This window comes from Flavobacterium sp. FG19 (assembly GCF_057809475.1).
On the sequence record NZ_JBMDKA010000023.1, the window covers coordinates 61,431 to 77,069 of the forward strand.

The following is a 15,639-nucleotide window of genomic DNA, read 5'->3' on the forward strand; positions in this document are numbered from 1 at the left end:
AGTACAAATGTAGTTATTTTTAAAACATACAGACAAGTCTGTCTGTATTTATTTCAAAAAAAATTCCAAAACTTAGGAAAGCTTTGGAATTTGGAATTTTATATTAAGCTTTTCAGAACTATCTGCTCCACTCTGAGATGCTGTCTTTGTTCATTTTTACATAATCCTGATTGTTGGCCGCTTCAGCTGCAGCCAGTGAAGCTTTTGCTGTTTCAACTGCTCCTTTTTTATCACCTTGTTTTGCCTGGATTAACGATTTTAATCTGGTAACATAGTAAGGTTTTTCACTGCTCATATCCAGAGCTTTGTCAACATAAGTTCTCGCTGTTTCAATATTTCCGTTTGAAGAGAACAAATACTGAGCTGATGCAAAGTAGTCATTCCAGCTTGGTCCTGCTAAAGTTTTCTCTATACTGGCAGTAGCCGTTTTAGCTGTTGGCACTTCAAATTTTAAAGCTACATGCGAATTTTCCCAGGCCATTTCTAAATAAGCAAAATTAGGATCCAGACTATTAATTCCAATAGTAAAAGTCTCAACAGGCGTTGGCAGTGCATCTTCTTTTACTGTAGTTCTTAATACCACATAGGCATCGTTCCAGTTTTCAGGCAATCCCCAGTTGTCTGTAGAAAGATAAAAAATAACTTCCCAGCTTTCAATTTTAGGAATTGTATAAATTGCGTATTTTCCTTTTTTCAAAGTTTTACCATCAATAATAACATCATCGCTAAAATTGATTACTGTATTTTCATTAGCCCCGGTTCTCCATAATTTACCAAAAGGAACTAAATTTCCAAATACAGCCCTTCCTCTGGCTCCCGGTCTTGAATAAGTGACTTCAACATCGGTCAGACCAACCGTTTGTTTAATATATGCTTTTGGACTCGCCTGCGGTGTTTTTACTTGTGCTTCAGCAGTATAAGATGCTAAAACAATGGCTAATGCGATAAGTAGTTTTTTCATTATATGAATTTATTTGTTTTCTTCAAATTTACAAATTCAATCAGCTACGAAATGTTAAATTTAATATAATTCAGGGTTCAAGCTGTGATATTTTTTGGGCATTTAATTCATTAAAATGATTGATTACCATATCAGCTTCCGAAAGATCCTGCATATTTGAATGAATACTATTGTAACCAATACAATAAATTCCGGCACCTTTTGCTGCTTTCACTCCATTGGTACTGTCTTCTATGATAATACATTCCTCTTTTGGAGCAGCAGATAATGAAGCCGCATGAATAAAAATAGCCGGATTAGGTTTAGACTGCGGAAAATCTTCCCCGCTTACAATATGAGAAAAGTACTGATGCAGATTAAATCTTGTAAAAACACGATCTATGGTTACTTTTGAAGCAGAAGAGGCCAGAATGATCTGCAGTCCGTTTTTGTATAAATCTTTAATAAGATCTTCAACTCCGTCTAATAAATACAAATCTTCTTTGGTATCAAAAGCATCATTGAAAATGCTTCTTTTTCGCTGAATTAAATCTTCGACCTCCTGTTCAATTGTCGAAAAATGTCCTTTTAAAGTCTGAAATGTATTCCGTGTCGATAATCCTGTAAATGAAGTATACATTTCCTCCGGAACTTCGATTTCTAATTCTGAAAATTGTTTATAATAGGCATAACGATGAACGGGTTCTGTATCGACTATCACGCCGTCCATATCAAAAATTACTGTCTTAATCATTTTTTTTAAGGTACTAAGGTTTTGAGGAACAAAGGTTTTGAGGAACAAAGGTTCAACGTTTTTTTTACACTGCAAGTGTAAACTGAGACTGTAAACTGAGACTGTAAACTGTCAACTGTAAAACAGGACTATTCTTCCTTTTTAAGCAAATGGCGAATTACCGTTTCAGCTGCATGAAGTCCAAATAAACCGGGCATATAACTGTTGGTTCCGTAAAATGATTTCTTAAAGTTCTTTCCGTCTGTTAATTTTAAACTTTTTTCATTCTGGATTTCCGATGAAAAAACCACTTTAAGCTTATTAATATTTACAGCTTTTAAACGCTTGCGAATTGTTTTAGAAAAATAACAGTTAATCGTTTTGGAAATATCAGCCACTTTTACTTTAGAAGCCAGCATCTTTCCTCCTGCTCCCATACTGCTTATAATTTTAACTCTTTTGCGTTTGGCCGCAATAATTAAATTTAGTTTTGGTGTAATACTGTCGATACAGTCCAAAACGTAATCAAAATCCGGAGAGACGATTTCAAAAGCTCTCTCAGGAGATAAAAATTCCTGTACACGGGTTAATTTTAATTCCGGGTTAATATCCATTAAACGGTCTCCTACAATTTTAATTTTAGGTTCCCCAACTGTAGAATGCAAAGCAGGCAGCTGACGGTTAATATTGGTAATATCTACCACATCCCCATCTACAATTGTCATATTCCCTACTCCGGCTCTTGCCAGAAATTCAGCAGCAAACGATCCAACACCGCCCAAACCTACTACTAATACATTTGCATTACGCAAATTCTCTAATCCTTCTTTTGTAAATAAAAGTTCGGCTCTTTCTGTCCACTCTGCCATATATTCTTTTTAGTTTTTTTTTTATTCTGTTTAATTTCCGTTTCGGGTACAAATCAAGTATAGGTATTCTGGATTTTATTCTCCAAAAACATTCTTATAATTACCTGATATAAGCCCTTTTAACTCGTTTATTGTTAAATTCTTATATTCTGATGCCAAATCATAAACCTGCTGAATCGTTTCTTCGAGAGTATCTGTCTCCAGAAAGAACCGGTCGTTGGGAATATTCTGAAATACCGTTTTCAAATCAGGGTTCTTTAAAAGATATTTCCCAAAAGAAAGATAAAACCCGTCTTTTATTAATTGCCCTGCCAGCTGATTATTTTTTGAAAAACCATGAATAATCATCGGCACAGAAATCTTTAGCTTCTTCTTTATTTCTGATACTTCCTGAAAAGCAGCCACACAATGAACAACCACAGGTTTATTATATTTCTCGGCTAAAATCAGTTGTTTTTCAAAAACCGTAAGCTGCTGTTCTAATGGAATTTCAATACGTTTATCTAAACCGCATTCTCCAATTGCGAGGCAATTTTTATTCTGTACTTTTTTTTCAATAATTTCCAGTTCACACTCTACCTGATCCTTTTTTATATACCAGGGATGAATACCAACGGAATAAAACGGAACAGTCGAATCAAACTCCTGCGGATACTGATTTACCAGTTCTAAAACAGCTGGCTGACCTGTAAAGTGATGCGTATGAAAATTAAAGTATTCCATTAATGAAAAGTTTTCACTCCGGCTTTGATTTCAACCTTCAAATCGTTTTCTAAAGGTACAAGCGGACATGAATATTTATGGTTATAAGCGCAATAAGGATTATAAGCCTGATTAAAATCAATTGTCATTGTATTGCCTTTTGGTACTTTTAAATCGATATATCGGCCTCCTATATAACTTTCTTTCCCGCAGGTCAGGTCAGAAAAAGGCAGAAACAAATGATCCTTGTATTCTTTTTGTTTGGAGAGTTCGATATTCCGGTAAACATTCAGCTGCATTTCGACACCTTCTAATGTAAAATACAAAGTTCCGTACTTTATATATTGGGGTGTTCTGGTTCCTGTCGTTTTCATTTCGAAAACTTTCTCATTTTTAGCTTTTACGAATCTTGCGTTCACAAAGTATTTTTCACTTACGGGATAAAACGCTAAAGATTTAAATGTTTTTAAATCTTCTTCCATCAACGGACTGGTCTTAGCATCAGCATATTCGGAGTTAATCTGTTTCTGAAATTTCGCAGTCTCTTCCTGACTGAATTTCTTTTGACTGAAACCAAAACTAAAAACTAAAAATAAAATAAGGACAGCTGTGTTCTTCATCTGGAAAAATTTCTGCAAAAATAGTTTAAAAGTAACAAAGCAACAACCGTTGTACGTTACAAACTTTCCTAACTTTGTGGCAAATACAAAAATGATAATGCTCAAAACCGCTTTTAACCACTACATCAACAATTTTAAAGGATTTACAAGAGAAATTTGGATACTGACCTTAATTACGTTCATAAATCGCGCCGGTACTATGGTACTGCCTTTTTTATCGAAATATTTGAAAGAAGATCTTCAGTTTACGTACAGCCAGGTTGGATGGATTATGGTGTCATTTGGTTTTGGCTCAATGCTGGGTTCCTGGCTGGGCGGAAAGCTTTCGGATAAGATTGGCTTTTATAAAATCATGATCTTTAGTTTGTTTACTACGGGAATTTCAATGTTTCTGGTACAATATATCACTACTTTCTGGGGATTATGCATCGCTATGTTTGTCCTGATGACGATAGCCGATATGTTTCGTCCCGCTATGTTCGTTTCATTAGGTGCCTATGCAAAACCAGAAAACAGAACCCGTGCTTTAACCCTTGTGAGACTTGCCGTAAACCTGGGGTTTGCAGCCGGACCCGCTTTAGGAGGTTTAATTATTATGGGAATGGGATATTCCGGATTATTTTGGGTAGACGGAGCTTCCTGTATTCTTTCGATTTCTATTTTTGCTTTATTGGTTAAAGAAAAGAAAAAAACAGATCACGGAGATAAAACAGAAAATGCGCCTGATGTGAAATCTGTTTTTCACGATAAAATCTTCTGGGTTTTCCTTTTTGTAAGTTTTATAACAGCCATGATTTTCTTTCAGCTGTTTACTACTCTTCCTTTATACCATAACGAAAAGTTTGGTTTAAGTGAATTTCAAACGGGGCTTTTAATGACTCTTAACGGACTTTTGATTTTTGCTTTAGAAATGCCAACAGTTGGTTTTATGGAAAGAAAAGGGTTCCCAAAGATTAGAATCATCATTATCGGTTCTTTTATAATGGCATTTAGTTTTATTCTTTTACTTATAAATGTGTGGGCAGGAATTCTGGCGGTAAGCATGATTTGTATTTCAATTGGCGAGATCCTCACCTTTCCTTTTTCTAATGCTTTTGCCTTAAGCCGTGCCCCTCGTGGTCAGGAAGGTCGATACATGGCTTTGTATACCATGAGTTTCAGCCTTGCTCATATTATAAGTTCCAAAGTAGGTTTCGAAATTATCTCCGATTTTGGTTACCAGATTAACTGGCTCTTTATGGCAGGAATTGGAATTCTGGCTACCTTATGCTGTCTTTGGATTAAAAAAGCGCTGTCTTTCGAAAAAAACAAATAAAAAAACAAATCCACGTAATTTACTATAATTCAAATCATTAACTTTGATTCCGAATCGCTTTTCTGTGTTTTCAACCTTCTAAAAAACTAAATTTTTAGTTAAATAACTATTTTTATAGTTGCGTAACTAAAAAAATAGTTGTAGGTTTGAATTAAAATTAGAAAACATGCAAAAGTTAACAAACAAAGAAGAAGAAATAATGCAGATTTTATGGAAGCTTAAAAAGGCCTTTGTAAAAGAAATCCAGGCAGAGATAACTGAAGACCAGCCGCATTATAATACTCTTTCGACTATAGTGCGAAATCTGGAAGAAAAAGGTTTTGTGGGTCATAACGCTTTTGGGAATACACATCAGTATTATCCGGTGATCACTCTTGAAGCTTACAGCAAAAAGTACATGAAAACAGCTATAGATAATTACTTTAACAGCTCTTATAAAAACCTGGTATCCTTTTTTGCTAAAGAAGAAAAAATATCGGCCGATGAATTACGGGAAATTCTGGCTATGATCGAAAATCCTAAAAAAGAAAAATAGTAATCAAAATATGGAAGCACTACTTATTTATATCGCAAAATCAACCGGCTTAATTGCATTATTCTATAGTGCTTACTATTTTTTACTTCGTAAAGAAACTTTTTTCAACAGTAACAGGTGGTTTTTGTTAGCTGGTTTATTCACTTCCCTTCTGCTGCCTTTTATGGTATATACCAGAATAGTGACTGTTAATCCTGATCCAATTCCAAATCTGAATGTATCTGATACCATTCTCAATCAGTCTGCAGGAAACGAGAATTTCGAAATCAACTGGTTGTATGTTTTGCTTATTGTTTATGGTCTTGGACTTTTTGTGCTTCTTATAAAATTTGTTCTGGATTTTTACAATCTGAACTCAGTCATAAAAGGGAAAAAGATTTATCAGCAGGCCGATTTCAAATTTATAGATACCACTGAAAAGATCGCTCCTTTCTCCTATTTCGAGTATATCGTATACAACTCATCAATGTATACGCCATTGGAACTCGAAAATATTATCGAACATGAAAAAGTACACAGCGATCAGAACCACACCGTTGATGTTCTTATTTCCCGTGCATTTTGTATGCTGTTCTGGTTTAATCCGTTAATCTGGCTTTACCGCAAAGCTATTACGCAAAATTTAGAATTTATTGCAGATAAGGAAGCTGCTAATAAAATAGCTGATAAAAAAGCCTATCAATACACACTTTTAAAAATAACAACACATGAAAACTGTGTTGCCATTACCAATCATTTTTATCAATCATTAATCAAAAAACGAATTGTCATGTTAAACAAAAATCAATCAAAAAAGAGAAATTCATGGAAGTACTATACTGTAATTCCGGCACTTGCAGCCTTTGTTTTATTATTTCAGATCGAAATAATAGCAAAAGAAAAGCCGCAGACAGTAAAAGAAGTATCTGGAGAAATTAAGTCTGTAGATGTTTACAGAATCAGTAAAAGTTCCACAGATGCCAAACTGAAAGAAATTAAGGAAAATCTAAAAAAATATCATAATGTTGATTTTGAAGTTTCTGAAGTAAAAAGAAATACCGATAATAATCTTGTTTCGCTTAAAGTTGACATTAAAAATGGAAACCAGATTGCCCAGTCTTTTCAAACAGGAGAAAACAATCCTATCAAAGATTTTGGAGTAATCGTTACCACTAATAAAGACGACAGTAAAGAAGTGGGCATTCGCACTTTCGATGAAGTAACTGCTTCTCAAACTGCCCGTGAACCTAAGATCGTAATCAGTAAAAAATTAAAAAACAAAACCAATGTCAGCAATAATCCTGATGTTAGTACAAAAACTAACGTTAATACTAATACTAATACTGTAGTAACCACTACTACTGATAATAATACTAATACACAAGTAATTACAACCAATAACGGTTCTAAAGTTACTGTTTACACTTCAGATAAAACAGAAAAAAAACCGGTAAAAACAGGGTCTCAGCTTATTATAGTTAACGGTGAAGAGATGCCGGCCAGTTTTGATTATAATGACATTGATGCTAAGGATATCAAAGCAATTAACATCTTCAAAGGTGTAAATGCTATTACTAAATACGGTGATCGCGGTGCCAACGGCGTGATTGAAATTGAAACCCGAAATTAAAAACAAAATGCAGAAACTAACCAACAAAGAGGAAGAGATCATGCATATTTTATGGAAGCTTAAAAAAGCTTTTGTAAAAGAAATTCAGGCTGAAATAACCGAAGATCAGCCGCATTATAATACGCTGTCGACTATAGTACGAAATCTGGAAGAAAAAGGCTTTGCAGGTCATAATGCCTTTGGAAATACACATCAGTATTATCCGGTTGTGACTCTTGAGGCATACAGTAAAAAATATATGAAAACGGCTATTGATAATTATTTCAATAGTTCGTATAAAAATATGGTATCGTTTTTTGCTAAAGAAGAAAAAATTTCAGCAGAGGAATTACGCGAAATTCTGGCCATGATTGAGAACCCAACAGAAGAAAAATAACACGTTATGGAGGCACTTTTTACTTTTATCATAAAATCAGGCGGTTTAATTACCTTGTTTTATTTTGCTTATTTTTTTCTGCTTCGAAAAGAAACTTTTTTAACAGCAGCAGGTGGTTCCTGCTGGCAGGATTATTAACTTCGGTTATACTTCCGCTTGTTGTATATACCAAAATCATATGGATTGATCCGGCTCCGGTGAGTTATACACCATTGCCTGCATCAGCTGATTACCATTACGTTCCTGCTGTATATACTCCTCAGGCACCGGAAGAAAAAAAGTTTGAAATTGACTGGAATTTAGTTTCGCTTGTTATTTATGGTATTGGATTTTCTGCTTTTATGCTAAAATTCGCTATCGATTTTTATAGCCTGAATTCTGTTTTAAAAGGGAAAAAAGTAGATCAGCAGGCTGACTTTAAGTTTGTGGATATTAAGGAAAACATCGCTCCTTTTTCTTATTTTGATTATATCGTGTACAACTCATCAATGTACAGCGCATCAGAATTAGAAAACATCCTCGAACATGAAAAAGTACACAGCGACCAGAATCATACCATAGATGTAATTGTTTCCCGAATTTTCTGTATCCTCTTTTGGTTTAATCCCATTATATGGCTTTACAAAAAAGCGATTCTTCAGAATCTGGAATTTATTGCAGACAGTGAAGCTGCCAAAAAAATTGCTGATAAAAAAGCGTATCAGTACACCCTTCTGAAAATAACAACACACGAAACCTGTGTGTCCATCACCAATCATTTTTATCAATCATTAATCAAAAAACGAATCGTCATGTTAAACAAAAATCAATCAAAAAAATGGAACTACTGGAAGTATTCAGCCATAATTCCGGCATTGGGAGCTTTTGTACTTTTATTTCAGATAGAAACAATAGCACAGGAAAAAAAACAAAATAAGAATACCGTTATTTCAAAAGATACCATTAAAGGTTCTGATGAGTCTTTTAAAATAACCAAAAACACAACCGATGAAGAATTGAAAGAAATGACAGCGCAGCTGAAAGCCAATCATAATCTTGAAATTGAAATCTCAGACGTAAAAAGAAACACTAAAAAAGAATTAACCGCTATTCAGATCAGAGTAAAATCTGATTCGGGCAAAAAACAAACTATTAAAATTGACGGAAATGAAGCAATAAAAGACTGTGAGTTTGCTGTTTCGACAGATGAAGATGGAGAAAAATCTTTAAATATCAATACAGACGAAAATTTTTCTGTACCGGTAATGATTAAAAATGAAAAAGTTATAGTGCGTCATTACGGAGATTCTGATGTAACTCCGCCGTCACCACCATCGCCGCCAGCCTTTCCATCAGGACCACTGCCTCCTGCTCCGCCAATTGACATGGCAAAAATGCCAAAACCTCCTGTTGCTCCTAAAGATGTAAAGGATAAAGTTGCAATGAGTAAGTTTGAAAAAGAAATGAAGGCATTCGAAAAAGAAATGGAAGCTTTAGAACCGCAAATGAAGGCTTACGAAAAACAAATTGAAGCCATTATGTCACAGAGAGAAGCTATTTATGAAAAAGAGATGGCTAAATACGAAATTGCAATGGAGAAGTTTAATGCTAATATGGAAAAGTTCAATTATGATTTTCAATTCAAATTCGGAGATGATTCTCAGGAATATCAGAACAACATGAAACAATATGAACAGGACATGAAGCAGTATGAGCTGGATATGAAACAGCATGCGAAAGATATGAAACAACATGCAAAAGATATGAAACAGCATGAAAAAGACATGAAACAGCATGAGAAAGATATGAAAGCCTGGGAAAAAGAAAATAAAAAAGCTTAATTATAATTCAATTGTAACAAACAAAGAACCAGCGTTTTTGAACACTGGTTCTTTTTGTTTAGAACTTTATTCAAAACCACAAAAACTCAAAATATGAAGAAAATTATTTTAATTCTTTTTTTGAATTTTAACCTGCTTGTTACTGCCCAGAAAAAAACAGTCGAAAAAGATATTTTTATTGCGATGGACAAAACGGCTTCTATTCTAATGCAGAAATCAAAAGCCAATTCCGTTTCTGTTGGCGTTGTTAAAAATGGAAAAACCTATACACGTCATTATGGCGAAATCGACAAAGGAAAAGAGAATACTGCCAGTAATAACACTGTTTTTGAAGTCGCTTCGATTACAAAACTATTTACGGGACTTTTGACAGCTCAGGCCGTTACTGAGGGAAAAATTAATCCTGATGATGATATTAGAAAATACATTACCGGCACTTATCCTAATCTTGAGTATAAAGGAACTCCAATTACGATTAAAGATCTGGTATCGTTTAGAACCGGTTTTGATAAAGATCTGCCGGACAACGCAGAATTAAGAAAAAATCGCAATGACAGCAGTTATCTGGCCTTTAAAAGAATGGATGAATCTTATAACCGAACCAAATTCTTTGAAGACCTTAAAACAATACGATTAGATACTCTGCCCTGTACAAAATTCAAATACAGTAACGGAAGTCTTAATTTAACAGCCCATATTCTGGAGAATGTTTATAATAAGAGTTATGAAACGTTATTGCAAGAGAACCTGCTTTCCAAACTGAATATGAAATCAACCGGAATAAACCTGAGCCCGGATATCATTATTGCAAATGGTTACAACGCAAAAGGAATTCTAATGCCAAATATTTCGGATAATTTATGGGGTGCGGCAGGTATGTTAAAATCTACTTTAGGTGATTTGACTAAATTTATTGCTTATGAGTTAAATACTAAGAATAAAATTGTCCGGGAATCGCAAAAAAATCTTTTAAACAGCCCCACAACATGGAACGGATATTTCTGGGATTATATTGAGGTTGATGAAAATGGTCAAAACTGCTGGAAACACGGTGGTGCTTTTGGAACTCAAAATATGCTGGTGATTTATCCGGAACGACAATTGGGACTTTCCATTATTGTAAATATCAGTGATGAAAATACGGCTAATACTTTGGGAGAAGCCATTATCAGGCTTTCTAATGATCTGCTTAGCGAGAATAAAAAGCAAACCGGTATTTATGGTTATAAAATAATCAATGACAATGTTGTTTTCAGCTATGAACACGATAAATCATTAAATCAGGATCTGGTCAAAAGTGTATCTATCGCAGGTTCTTTTGATAATTGGGACCCAAATAATAAAGAGTATCAGATGATCCGGAAAACTAAAAACACATTTGAACTCACAGTTCCAAAATCAAAATTCGAAAAAAACAAAAGTCACTTTTTCAAGTTCGTAATTAATAAATCAGGCTGGATTGAGGCTCCTGAAAATGTTATAAACAGGGAAACTGATGGTGATAATAACTTAATCTTAAAGTTTTAAATACAGGAGGCAACACTCACAAAAAGACTTTGTTAAGAAATGCAAAGTCTTTTTTATATCTTTGGCGAAACAAATCAGTTATGTATAAAATTTTAGCCCGCCTAAACAAGATTCTTTTACCAAGTTTTACCAAACAAGGTTTAGATGTTTCAAAAGCAAAAAAATGGCAATTGGCCATCATTGGTTATCGTGCTTTTGTGACCAAACGTGCTCTGGGTAATTAAAATCAAAAACTTTTTTGCACAAAAACACATTCTTCATTTTCTTTCCTGCATTATTTTTTCATGCAAACTAAAAAAATCAACCTCCCTCCTGTTCCGGCAGTATTGCTGGCAATTATTAGTGTACAGTGCGGAGCTGCTATTGCCAAGACACTTTTTCCTTCAATTGGAGCCGCTGGTACAGCCTCTATTCGTATAGGAATTTCAGCTTTACTCTTATGGCTGGTGTATAAACCCAGTTTAAAAAACATAACAAAAGCACAATGGAGAATTGTGGTTCCTTACGGATTGTCTTTAGGAGCTATGAACCTCATATTTTATCTGGCTATTGAAAGAATTCCGATTGGTTTAGCAGTGACTTTAGAATTTGTCGGTCCGCTGCTGGTAGCCATTATAGGTTCAAAACGTCTTATTGATTACTGCTGGGTTTTACTGGCTGCTATTGGCATACTCTTAATTGCTCCCTGGACCAACGACCGTCTGGATACTTTAGGGGTTATTTTTGCTCTCCTGGCAGGAGCGCTTTGGGCAGCGTATATCGTTTTGGGTGGGAAAATTTCGAAAATAATGAACGGCGGTCAGGCCGTTTCGGTGGGAATGTTGTTTGCGGCCGTCTTAATTTTACCTGTTGGCATAATCGAAAACGGATTTTCAAATTTAACACCTAAACTATTCGGAATGGGAGCCGCACTCGCCCTTTTATCTAGCGCAATTCCCTTTACTTTAGAGATGAAAGCATTAGGACAGTTACCTCCCCGTACTTTTAGTATTTTAATGAGTTTAGAGCCGGCTGCAGCTTCTGTCTGTGCTTTTATTTTTTTACAGGAAAATTTAACGATTTACGAAATACTTGCCGTTTTCTGTGTGGTAGCTGCATCGGCAGGAAGTACCGTAACGGCTAAAAAGTAATCCTATGAAAACAGATTTTATTAAAGTTATTAATACCATCTGTTTTTTAGCAGTTCTAATATGGATATTGTATATTCTGCTGTTCTTATCTATCAACGTCAGAGGTTTGGTGCTGTTATCTATTTTAGTAATTGGATTTCATATCATAGTATTGATCTACAGCCTGCTTTTTTCTTTTTTTACCCGAAACCTGTTAGAAAGTAAAGATCAGATCAAATATGGTTTAATCTTTTTCTTAACGGGTTTAAACCTGTACTTTCTACTTATATCGGGAGGTTATTTTGAATTGAATTATTTCATCTTTATAGGGATCATTGATCTGCTCTGCATAGGTTATATTACAAAAAGCAGCATCTTTAAAATACTAAAAAAGCCCGGTAATTAAATCTATCGGGCTTTTTCAATTTTTTAAATCTTATTTTTTAGGAAGTAAAACAGTGTCTACAACATGGATAACACCATTTGACTGATTAACATCGGCAATAGTAACTTTCGATTTGCTGCCATTCTCGTCACTTATATACAAGTCTTTTCCTTTCATCCATGCGGTCAGTGTTCCTCCGCTTACAGTTTTAAGAACTGCTTTTCCTTTCCCTGCCTTAATTGCTTCAGCAATATCCGCAGAATTCATTTTACCTGAAACGACATGATAAGTAAGAATGTTTTGCAATTGTTTTTTATTTTCCGGTTTTAATAAAGTTGTAACAGTGCCTTTTGGCAGTTTATCAAAAGCGGCATTGGTTGGTGCAAAAACAGTAAAGGGGCCTTTTCCCTGCAGAGTTTCTACCAGTCCGGCGGCCTTTACAGCAGCAACAAGGGTGGTATGATCTTTTGAATTAACAGCATTCTCAATTATATTCTTGTTTGGGTACATAGGTGCTCCGCCTACCATTACTGATTTTTGGGCAAAAGATGTAAAACCAAATGCCATAACTAAAGCTAGTGCCAATAAATATTTTCCAGTTTTCATAATGAAATGTTTTTTAAGTTATAATTTCATTTACGGAGAGAAAACTGTTTTGGTTTTTAAAATAAGTTCCGGACGGGTTCCAATTTAACTTCAAGAATGCGAAAAATCCGCTGCAAAACGCGATATAACTGGCTTTATTACTTCTGAAAATATTTCTCATCCAAACTCATTTTATTCATTTTTTATTATTATTTTTAGAAATAAAATATTTTATTATGAACAATTTACCTCAAAAAGTAAGAAGTAAAAAATTAAACTCAAGAGTTGATTTAACTGCCATGGTCAGTGTTTCTTTTTTGATGATCATATTCTTTATGGTCGTGGGTGAATTATCAAAACCAAAAGTAATGGATCTTAGTCTGCCGGAAAAATATCAGCAGCCTGAAGGAGTAATTATTTGCGGATTAGGAAACCATGATCGCACTATAACCGTTTTATTAGATAAAAACAACAAAGTAATTACGTATTCAGGATTCTTGTTTGCTCCTATGCAGGGGCCCAAAAAACTAAGTTATGGTAAAAATGGAATCCGCCAGGAATTAGAAAACAGGAAAAAAAAGATCCTGGAATATTCAGCTGCCCTAGGGAGACCTAAATTTGGGCCAATTGTAATAATCAAACCCAGTAAAGAAAGCAACTTTAAGAATCTTATCGATATACTGGATGAAATGGCCATTACAGGAATCGACACTTATGCAATTGTAAATGATTTTTCTCCTGAAGAATACAAACTATTAGCTTCAAATTAGTTCTTTAACTGTCTAAAATAAAAACCATGAAAAATCTACCGCAAAAAGTACGAAGTAAAAAACTGCGCTCCGGAGTTGACTTAACTGCTATGGTCAGTGTTTCTTTCCTGTTGATTATATTTTTTATGCTGGTTGGGGAGTTATCAAAACCTAAAGCAATGGATTTTGCTCTGCCAGACCGATATCGTGGCTGCGGCGGCAGCATAGCCTGTGTGAAAGCAGATCGCTTGTACACTATTTTATTGGATGAAAATGATAAAATCATTACCTATTCCGGTTTGTTGGAATATGATTCCGGAACTGCCAAAAAAGTTCAGTTTGGAAAAGAAGGAATTCATAAAGAAATCACCAGGAAAAAGAAAGAAGTAAATGATTATATGATATCGGTTGGAAAACCAAAAAGCGGTGTCATAGTCATTATCAAACCAAGTTCGAAAAGTAATTTTAAAAACCTGATTGATATTTTGGATGAAATGAAAATTATGAATATCGATACTTATGCGATTGTAGATCAATTCACAACAGAAGAATCTAAGCTATTAGCTTCAAATTAATTCTTTAACTGTCTAAAATAAAAATCATGAAAAATCTGCCGCAAAAAGTACGAAGCAAAAAACTGCGTACCGGAGTTGATTTAACTGCTATGGTCAGTGTTTCTTTCCTGTTGATTATGTTTTTTATGCTGGTTGGAGAATTATCAAAGCCAAAATCTCTCTCTAAGTTTACCGGATCGCGATCCTGTCTGTGGTGGGATACGCAGCATTGCGTGTTATGACGGAAGTCGTTATTATACTGTTCTTTTGGGTGATAATGATAAAATAATAACATATGCCGGTTTATTAGAGAGCCCGATAGAAAAACCAAAAGAAACAAATTATAGCCAAACAGGGTTTCATACTGATCTTACTCTTGTTAACCAAAAAATTCTGGAATATTCTACTGCATTAGGCAAGCCAAATAATGGACCAATTGTTTTTATAAAACCATCTGGTAAAAGCAATTATGGTAATTTAGTGGATATTTTGGAAGAATTGAGAATTGCAAATATCAAGAATTACGTAATCGTAAATGAATTTACTCCTGAAGAATCAAAATTATTAGCTTTAAATTAATCCTGTCAAAATAAAAACATGAAAAATCTGCCGCAAAGAATAAGAAGCAAAAAACTGCGCTCCGGAGTTGACTTAACTGCTATGGTCAGTGTTTCTTTTTTGCTGATTATATTTTTTATGGTAGTGGCTGAATTAAGAAAACCTAAATCTATAGAACTTCATGCACCAAACTGTACCGCTGAGGAATACCGTTATATCGGGTGCTTTAATCCCGATGAAAATCGAACTATGACCATACTTTTAGACGGTAACAATAGAATTGTAACGTATTGCGGGCTGATTTTTGCACCTATTAACGGGCCAAAAGAAGTAAAGTATGGTAAAACCGGCATCAGAAAACAATTATTAGAACAAAATAAAAAAGTTCTGGAATATTCAGCGCAGCTTGGCAAACCAGGAAGAGGCGTAACCGTAATCATCAAACCTGGTAAAAAATCCAACTACGGAAATCTGGTCGAGATTCTGGATGAGATAAAAATCTGTAATATAAACTCTTATTCCATCGTTGATTCTTTTACTCCGGAAGAAACCCAACTATTAGCTTTCAATTAAACTATTTGTAAGCATGTAAATCTCTAAAGACTAACATAAAAAAAAGTCCCACATTGTCATGGGACTTTTACATTTAAATC

At 34.6% G+C, this 15,639-nt stretch carries 20 protein-coding genes; 14 read left to right on the plus strand and 6 right to left on the minus strand.

The genetic code is table 11. The annotated features are described in order from the left end of the window. Positions 1-118: 118 nt before the first annotated feature. The 5 genes from ACODST_RS20395 to ACODST_RS20415 form a co-directional block, all read right to left on the minus strand. Entirely contained in the window at positions 119-961 is an 843-nt protein-coding gene (locus ACODST_RS20395) for a DUF2911 domain-containing protein (protein WP_488933928.1), read from the minus strand. 70 nt (positions 962-1,031) lie between these two features. Beyond that, positions 1,032-1,694, minus strand: coding sequence for an HAD family hydrolase (locus ACODST_RS20400; RefSeq protein ID WP_488933929.1), 663 nt, complete (start codon positions 1,692-1,694; stop codon positions 1,032-1,034). A gap of 128 nt (positions 1,695-1,822) precedes the next feature. Continuing rightward, positions 1,823-2,542, minus strand: coding sequence for a tRNA threonylcarbamoyladenosine dehydratase (locus tag ACODST_RS20405; protein ID WP_488933930.1), 720 nt, complete (start codon positions 2,540-2,542; stop codon positions 1,823-1,825). A gap of 75 nt (positions 2,543-2,617) precedes the next feature. Beyond that, positions 2,618-3,265 carry a TatD family hydrolase gene (locus ACODST_RS20410; RefSeq protein ID WP_488933931.1) on the minus strand — a complete coding sequence of 216 codons (648 nt, stop codon included), beginning with the start codon at positions 3,263-3,265 and terminating at the stop codon, positions 2,618-2,620. Then, positions 3,265-3,864 carry a DUF1684 domain-containing protein gene (locus ACODST_RS20415; RefSeq protein WP_488933932.1) on the minus strand — a complete coding sequence of 200 codons (600 nt, stop codon included), beginning with the start codon at positions 3,862-3,864 and terminating at the stop codon, positions 3,265-3,267. The genes ACODST_RS20410 and ACODST_RS20415 overlap by 1 nt, the downstream gene beginning before the upstream one ends. Before the next feature lie 97 nt (positions 3,865-3,961). Between ACODST_RS20415 and ACODST_RS20420 the strand changes: the two genes are divergently transcribed. The 10 genes from ACODST_RS20420 to ACODST_RS20465 all read left to right on the plus strand — a co-directional run bounded on the left by ACODST_RS20420 (position 3,962) and on the right by ACODST_RS20465 (position 12,561). Continuing rightward, on the plus strand, positions 3,962-5,179 hold the full coding sequence (locus ACODST_RS20420) for an MDR family MFS transporter (protein WP_488933976.1): 1,218 nt from the start codon (positions 3,962-3,964) through the stop codon (positions 5,177-5,179). A 166-nt stretch (positions 5,180-5,345) separates the two neighbouring features. Further along, positions 5,346-5,714 (plus strand): BlaI/MecI/CopY family transcriptional regulator, encoded by a 369-nt coding sequence (locus tag ACODST_RS20425; protein WP_488933933.1) that lies wholly within the window; start codon positions 5,346-5,348, stop codon positions 5,712-5,714. A gap of 10 nt (positions 5,715-5,724) precedes the next feature. After that, positions 5,725-7,323, plus strand: coding sequence for a M56 family metallopeptidase (locus ACODST_RS20430; RefSeq protein ID WP_488933934.1), 1,599 nt, complete (start codon positions 5,725-5,727; stop codon positions 7,321-7,323). Between the two features lie 7 nt (positions 7,324-7,330). Further along, positions 7,331-7,699: a BlaI/MecI/CopY family transcriptional regulator gene (locus ACODST_RS20435; RefSeq protein WP_488933935.1), complete on the plus strand. Its 369-nt coding sequence runs from the start codon at positions 7,331-7,333 to the stop codon at positions 7,697-7,699. Between the two features lie 6 nt (positions 7,700-7,705). Further along, complete coding sequence (locus ACODST_RS20440; protein ID WP_488933936.1) at positions 7,706-7,837, plus strand: hypothetical protein; 132 nt, start codon at positions 7,706-7,708, stop codon at positions 7,835-7,837. Between the two features lie 59 nt (positions 7,838-7,896). Continuing rightward, positions 7,897-9,519, plus strand: coding sequence for a M56 family metallopeptidase (locus tag ACODST_RS20445; protein ID WP_488933937.1), 1,623 nt, complete (start codon positions 7,897-7,899; stop codon positions 9,517-9,519). A gap of 93 nt (positions 9,520-9,612) precedes the next feature. Further along, positions 9,613-11,046: a serine hydrolase gene (locus ACODST_RS20450; RefSeq protein ID WP_488933938.1), complete on the plus strand. Its 1,434-nt coding sequence runs from the start codon at positions 9,613-9,615 to the stop codon at positions 11,044-11,046. An 80-nt stretch (positions 11,047-11,126) separates the two neighbouring features. After that, positions 11,127-11,270: an SsrA-binding protein gene (locus ACODST_RS20455; protein ID WP_488933939.1), complete on the plus strand. Its 144-nt coding sequence runs from the start codon at positions 11,127-11,129 to the stop codon at positions 11,268-11,270. Positions 11,271-11,330: 60 nt separating this feature from the next. Then, complete coding sequence (locus ACODST_RS20460; RefSeq protein WP_488933940.1) at positions 11,331-12,176, plus strand: EamA family transporter; 846 nt, start codon at positions 11,331-11,333, stop codon at positions 12,174-12,176. Positions 12,177-12,180: 4 nt separating this feature from the next. Beyond that, the gene (locus ACODST_RS20465) at positions 12,181-12,561 is read left to right on the plus strand and encodes a hypothetical protein (RefSeq protein WP_488933941.1); all 381 of its coding nucleotides are present in this window, start codon (positions 12,181-12,183) and stop codon (positions 12,559-12,561) included. A gap of 30 nt (positions 12,562-12,591) precedes the next feature. On the opposite strand, the gene ACODST_RS20470 is transcribed toward ACODST_RS20465, so the two are convergent. Continuing rightward, positions 12,592-13,146 carry a fasciclin domain-containing protein gene (locus ACODST_RS20470; RefSeq protein WP_488933942.1) on the minus strand — a complete coding sequence of 185 codons (555 nt, stop codon included), beginning with the start codon at positions 13,144-13,146 and terminating at the stop codon, positions 12,592-12,594. Positions 13,147-13,361: 215 nt separating this feature from the next. Here ACODST_RS20470 and ACODST_RS20475 point away from each other — a divergent pair, with 215 nt between their 5' ends. The 4 genes from ACODST_RS20475 to ACODST_RS20490 all read left to right on the plus strand — a co-directional run bounded on the left by ACODST_RS20475 (position 13,362) and on the right by ACODST_RS20490 (position 15,559). Then, positions 13,362-13,895, plus strand: a complete 534-nt coding sequence (locus tag ACODST_RS20475) for an ExbD/TolR family protein (protein ID WP_488933943.1) — start codon at positions 13,362-13,364, stop codon at positions 13,893-13,895. A 26-nt stretch (positions 13,896-13,921) separates the two neighbouring features. After that, positions 13,922-14,449, plus strand: a complete 528-nt coding sequence (locus ACODST_RS20480; RefSeq protein ID WP_488933944.1) for an ExbD/TolR family protein — start codon at positions 13,922-13,924, stop codon at positions 14,447-14,449. Positions 14,450-14,581: 132 nt separating this feature from the next. Beyond that, positions 14,582-15,007, plus strand: coding sequence for an ExbD/TolR family protein (locus ACODST_RS20485; RefSeq protein ID WP_488933945.1), 426 nt, complete (start codon positions 14,582-14,584; stop codon positions 15,005-15,007). Positions 15,008-15,025: 18 nt separating this feature from the next. Next, the gene (locus ACODST_RS20490; protein WP_488933946.1) at positions 15,026-15,559 is read left to right on the plus strand and encodes an ExbD/TolR family protein; all 534 of its coding nucleotides are present in this window, start codon (positions 15,026-15,028) and stop codon (positions 15,557-15,559) included. The last annotated feature ends 80 nt before the right edge of the window (positions 15,560-15,639 follow it).

Excerpts from the sequence above, each read along its gene's own strand:
- ACODST_RS20395 (WP_488933928.1), bottom strand. The coding sequence starts at position 961 with ATGAAAAAACTACTTATCGCATTAGCCATTGTTTTAGCATCTTATACT.
- ACODST_RS20400 (WP_488933929.1), bottom strand. The coding sequence starts at position 1,694 with ATGATTAAGACAGTAATTTTTGATATGGACGGCGTGATAGTCGATACA.
- ACODST_RS20405 (WP_488933930.1), bottom strand. The coding sequence starts at position 2,542 with ATGGCAGAGTGGACAGAAAGAGCCGAACTTTTATTTACAAAAGAAGGA.
- ACODST_RS20410 (WP_488933931.1), bottom strand. The coding sequence starts at position 3,265 with ATGGAATACTTTAATTTTCATACGCATCACTTTACAGGTCAGCCAGCT.
- ACODST_RS20415 (WP_488933932.1), bottom strand. The coding sequence starts at position 3,864 with ATGAAGAACACAGCTGTCCTTATTTTATTTTTAGTTTTTAGTTTTGGT.
- ACODST_RS20420 (WP_488933976.1), top strand. The coding sequence starts at position 3,962 with ATGCTCAAAACCGCTTTTAACCACTACATCAACAATTTTAAAGGATTT.
- ACODST_RS20425 (WP_488933933.1), top strand. The coding sequence starts at position 5,346 with ATGCAAAAGTTAACAAACAAAGAAGAAGAAATAATGCAGATTTTATGG.
- ACODST_RS20430 (WP_488933934.1), top strand. The coding sequence starts at position 5,725 with ATGGAAGCACTACTTATTTATATCGCAAAATCAACCGGCTTAATTGCA.
- ACODST_RS20435 (WP_488933935.1), top strand. The coding sequence starts at position 7,331 with ATGCAGAAACTAACCAACAAAGAGGAAGAGATCATGCATATTTTATGG.
- ACODST_RS20440 (WP_488933936.1), top strand. The coding sequence starts at position 7,706 with ATGGAGGCACTTTTTACTTTTATCATAAAATCAGGCGGTTTAATTACC.
- ACODST_RS20450 (WP_488933938.1), top strand. The coding sequence starts at position 9,613 with ATGAAGAAAATTATTTTAATTCTTTTTTTGAATTTTAACCTGCTTGTT.
- ACODST_RS20455 (WP_488933939.1), top strand. The coding sequence starts at position 11,127 with ATGTATAAAATTTTAGCCCGCCTAAACAAGATTCTTTTACCAAGTTTT.
- ACODST_RS20460 (WP_488933940.1), top strand. The coding sequence starts at position 11,331 with ATGCAAACTAAAAAAATCAACCTCCCTCCTGTTCCGGCAGTATTGCTG.
- ACODST_RS20465 (WP_488933941.1), top strand. The coding sequence starts at position 12,181 with ATGAAAACAGATTTTATTAAAGTTATTAATACCATCTGTTTTTTAGCA.
- ACODST_RS20470 (WP_488933942.1), bottom strand. The coding sequence starts at position 13,146 with ATGAAAACTGGAAAATATTTATTGGCACTAGCTTTAGTTATGGCATTT.
- ACODST_RS20475 (WP_488933943.1), top strand. The coding sequence starts at position 13,362 with ATGAACAATTTACCTCAAAAAGTAAGAAGTAAAAAATTAAACTCAAGA.
- ACODST_RS20480 (WP_488933944.1), top strand. The coding sequence starts at position 13,922 with ATGAAAAATCTACCGCAAAAAGTACGAAGTAAAAAACTGCGCTCCGGA.
- ACODST_RS20490 (WP_488933946.1), top strand. The coding sequence starts at position 15,026 with ATGAAAAATCTGCCGCAAAGAATAAGAAGCAAAAAACTGCGCTCCGGA.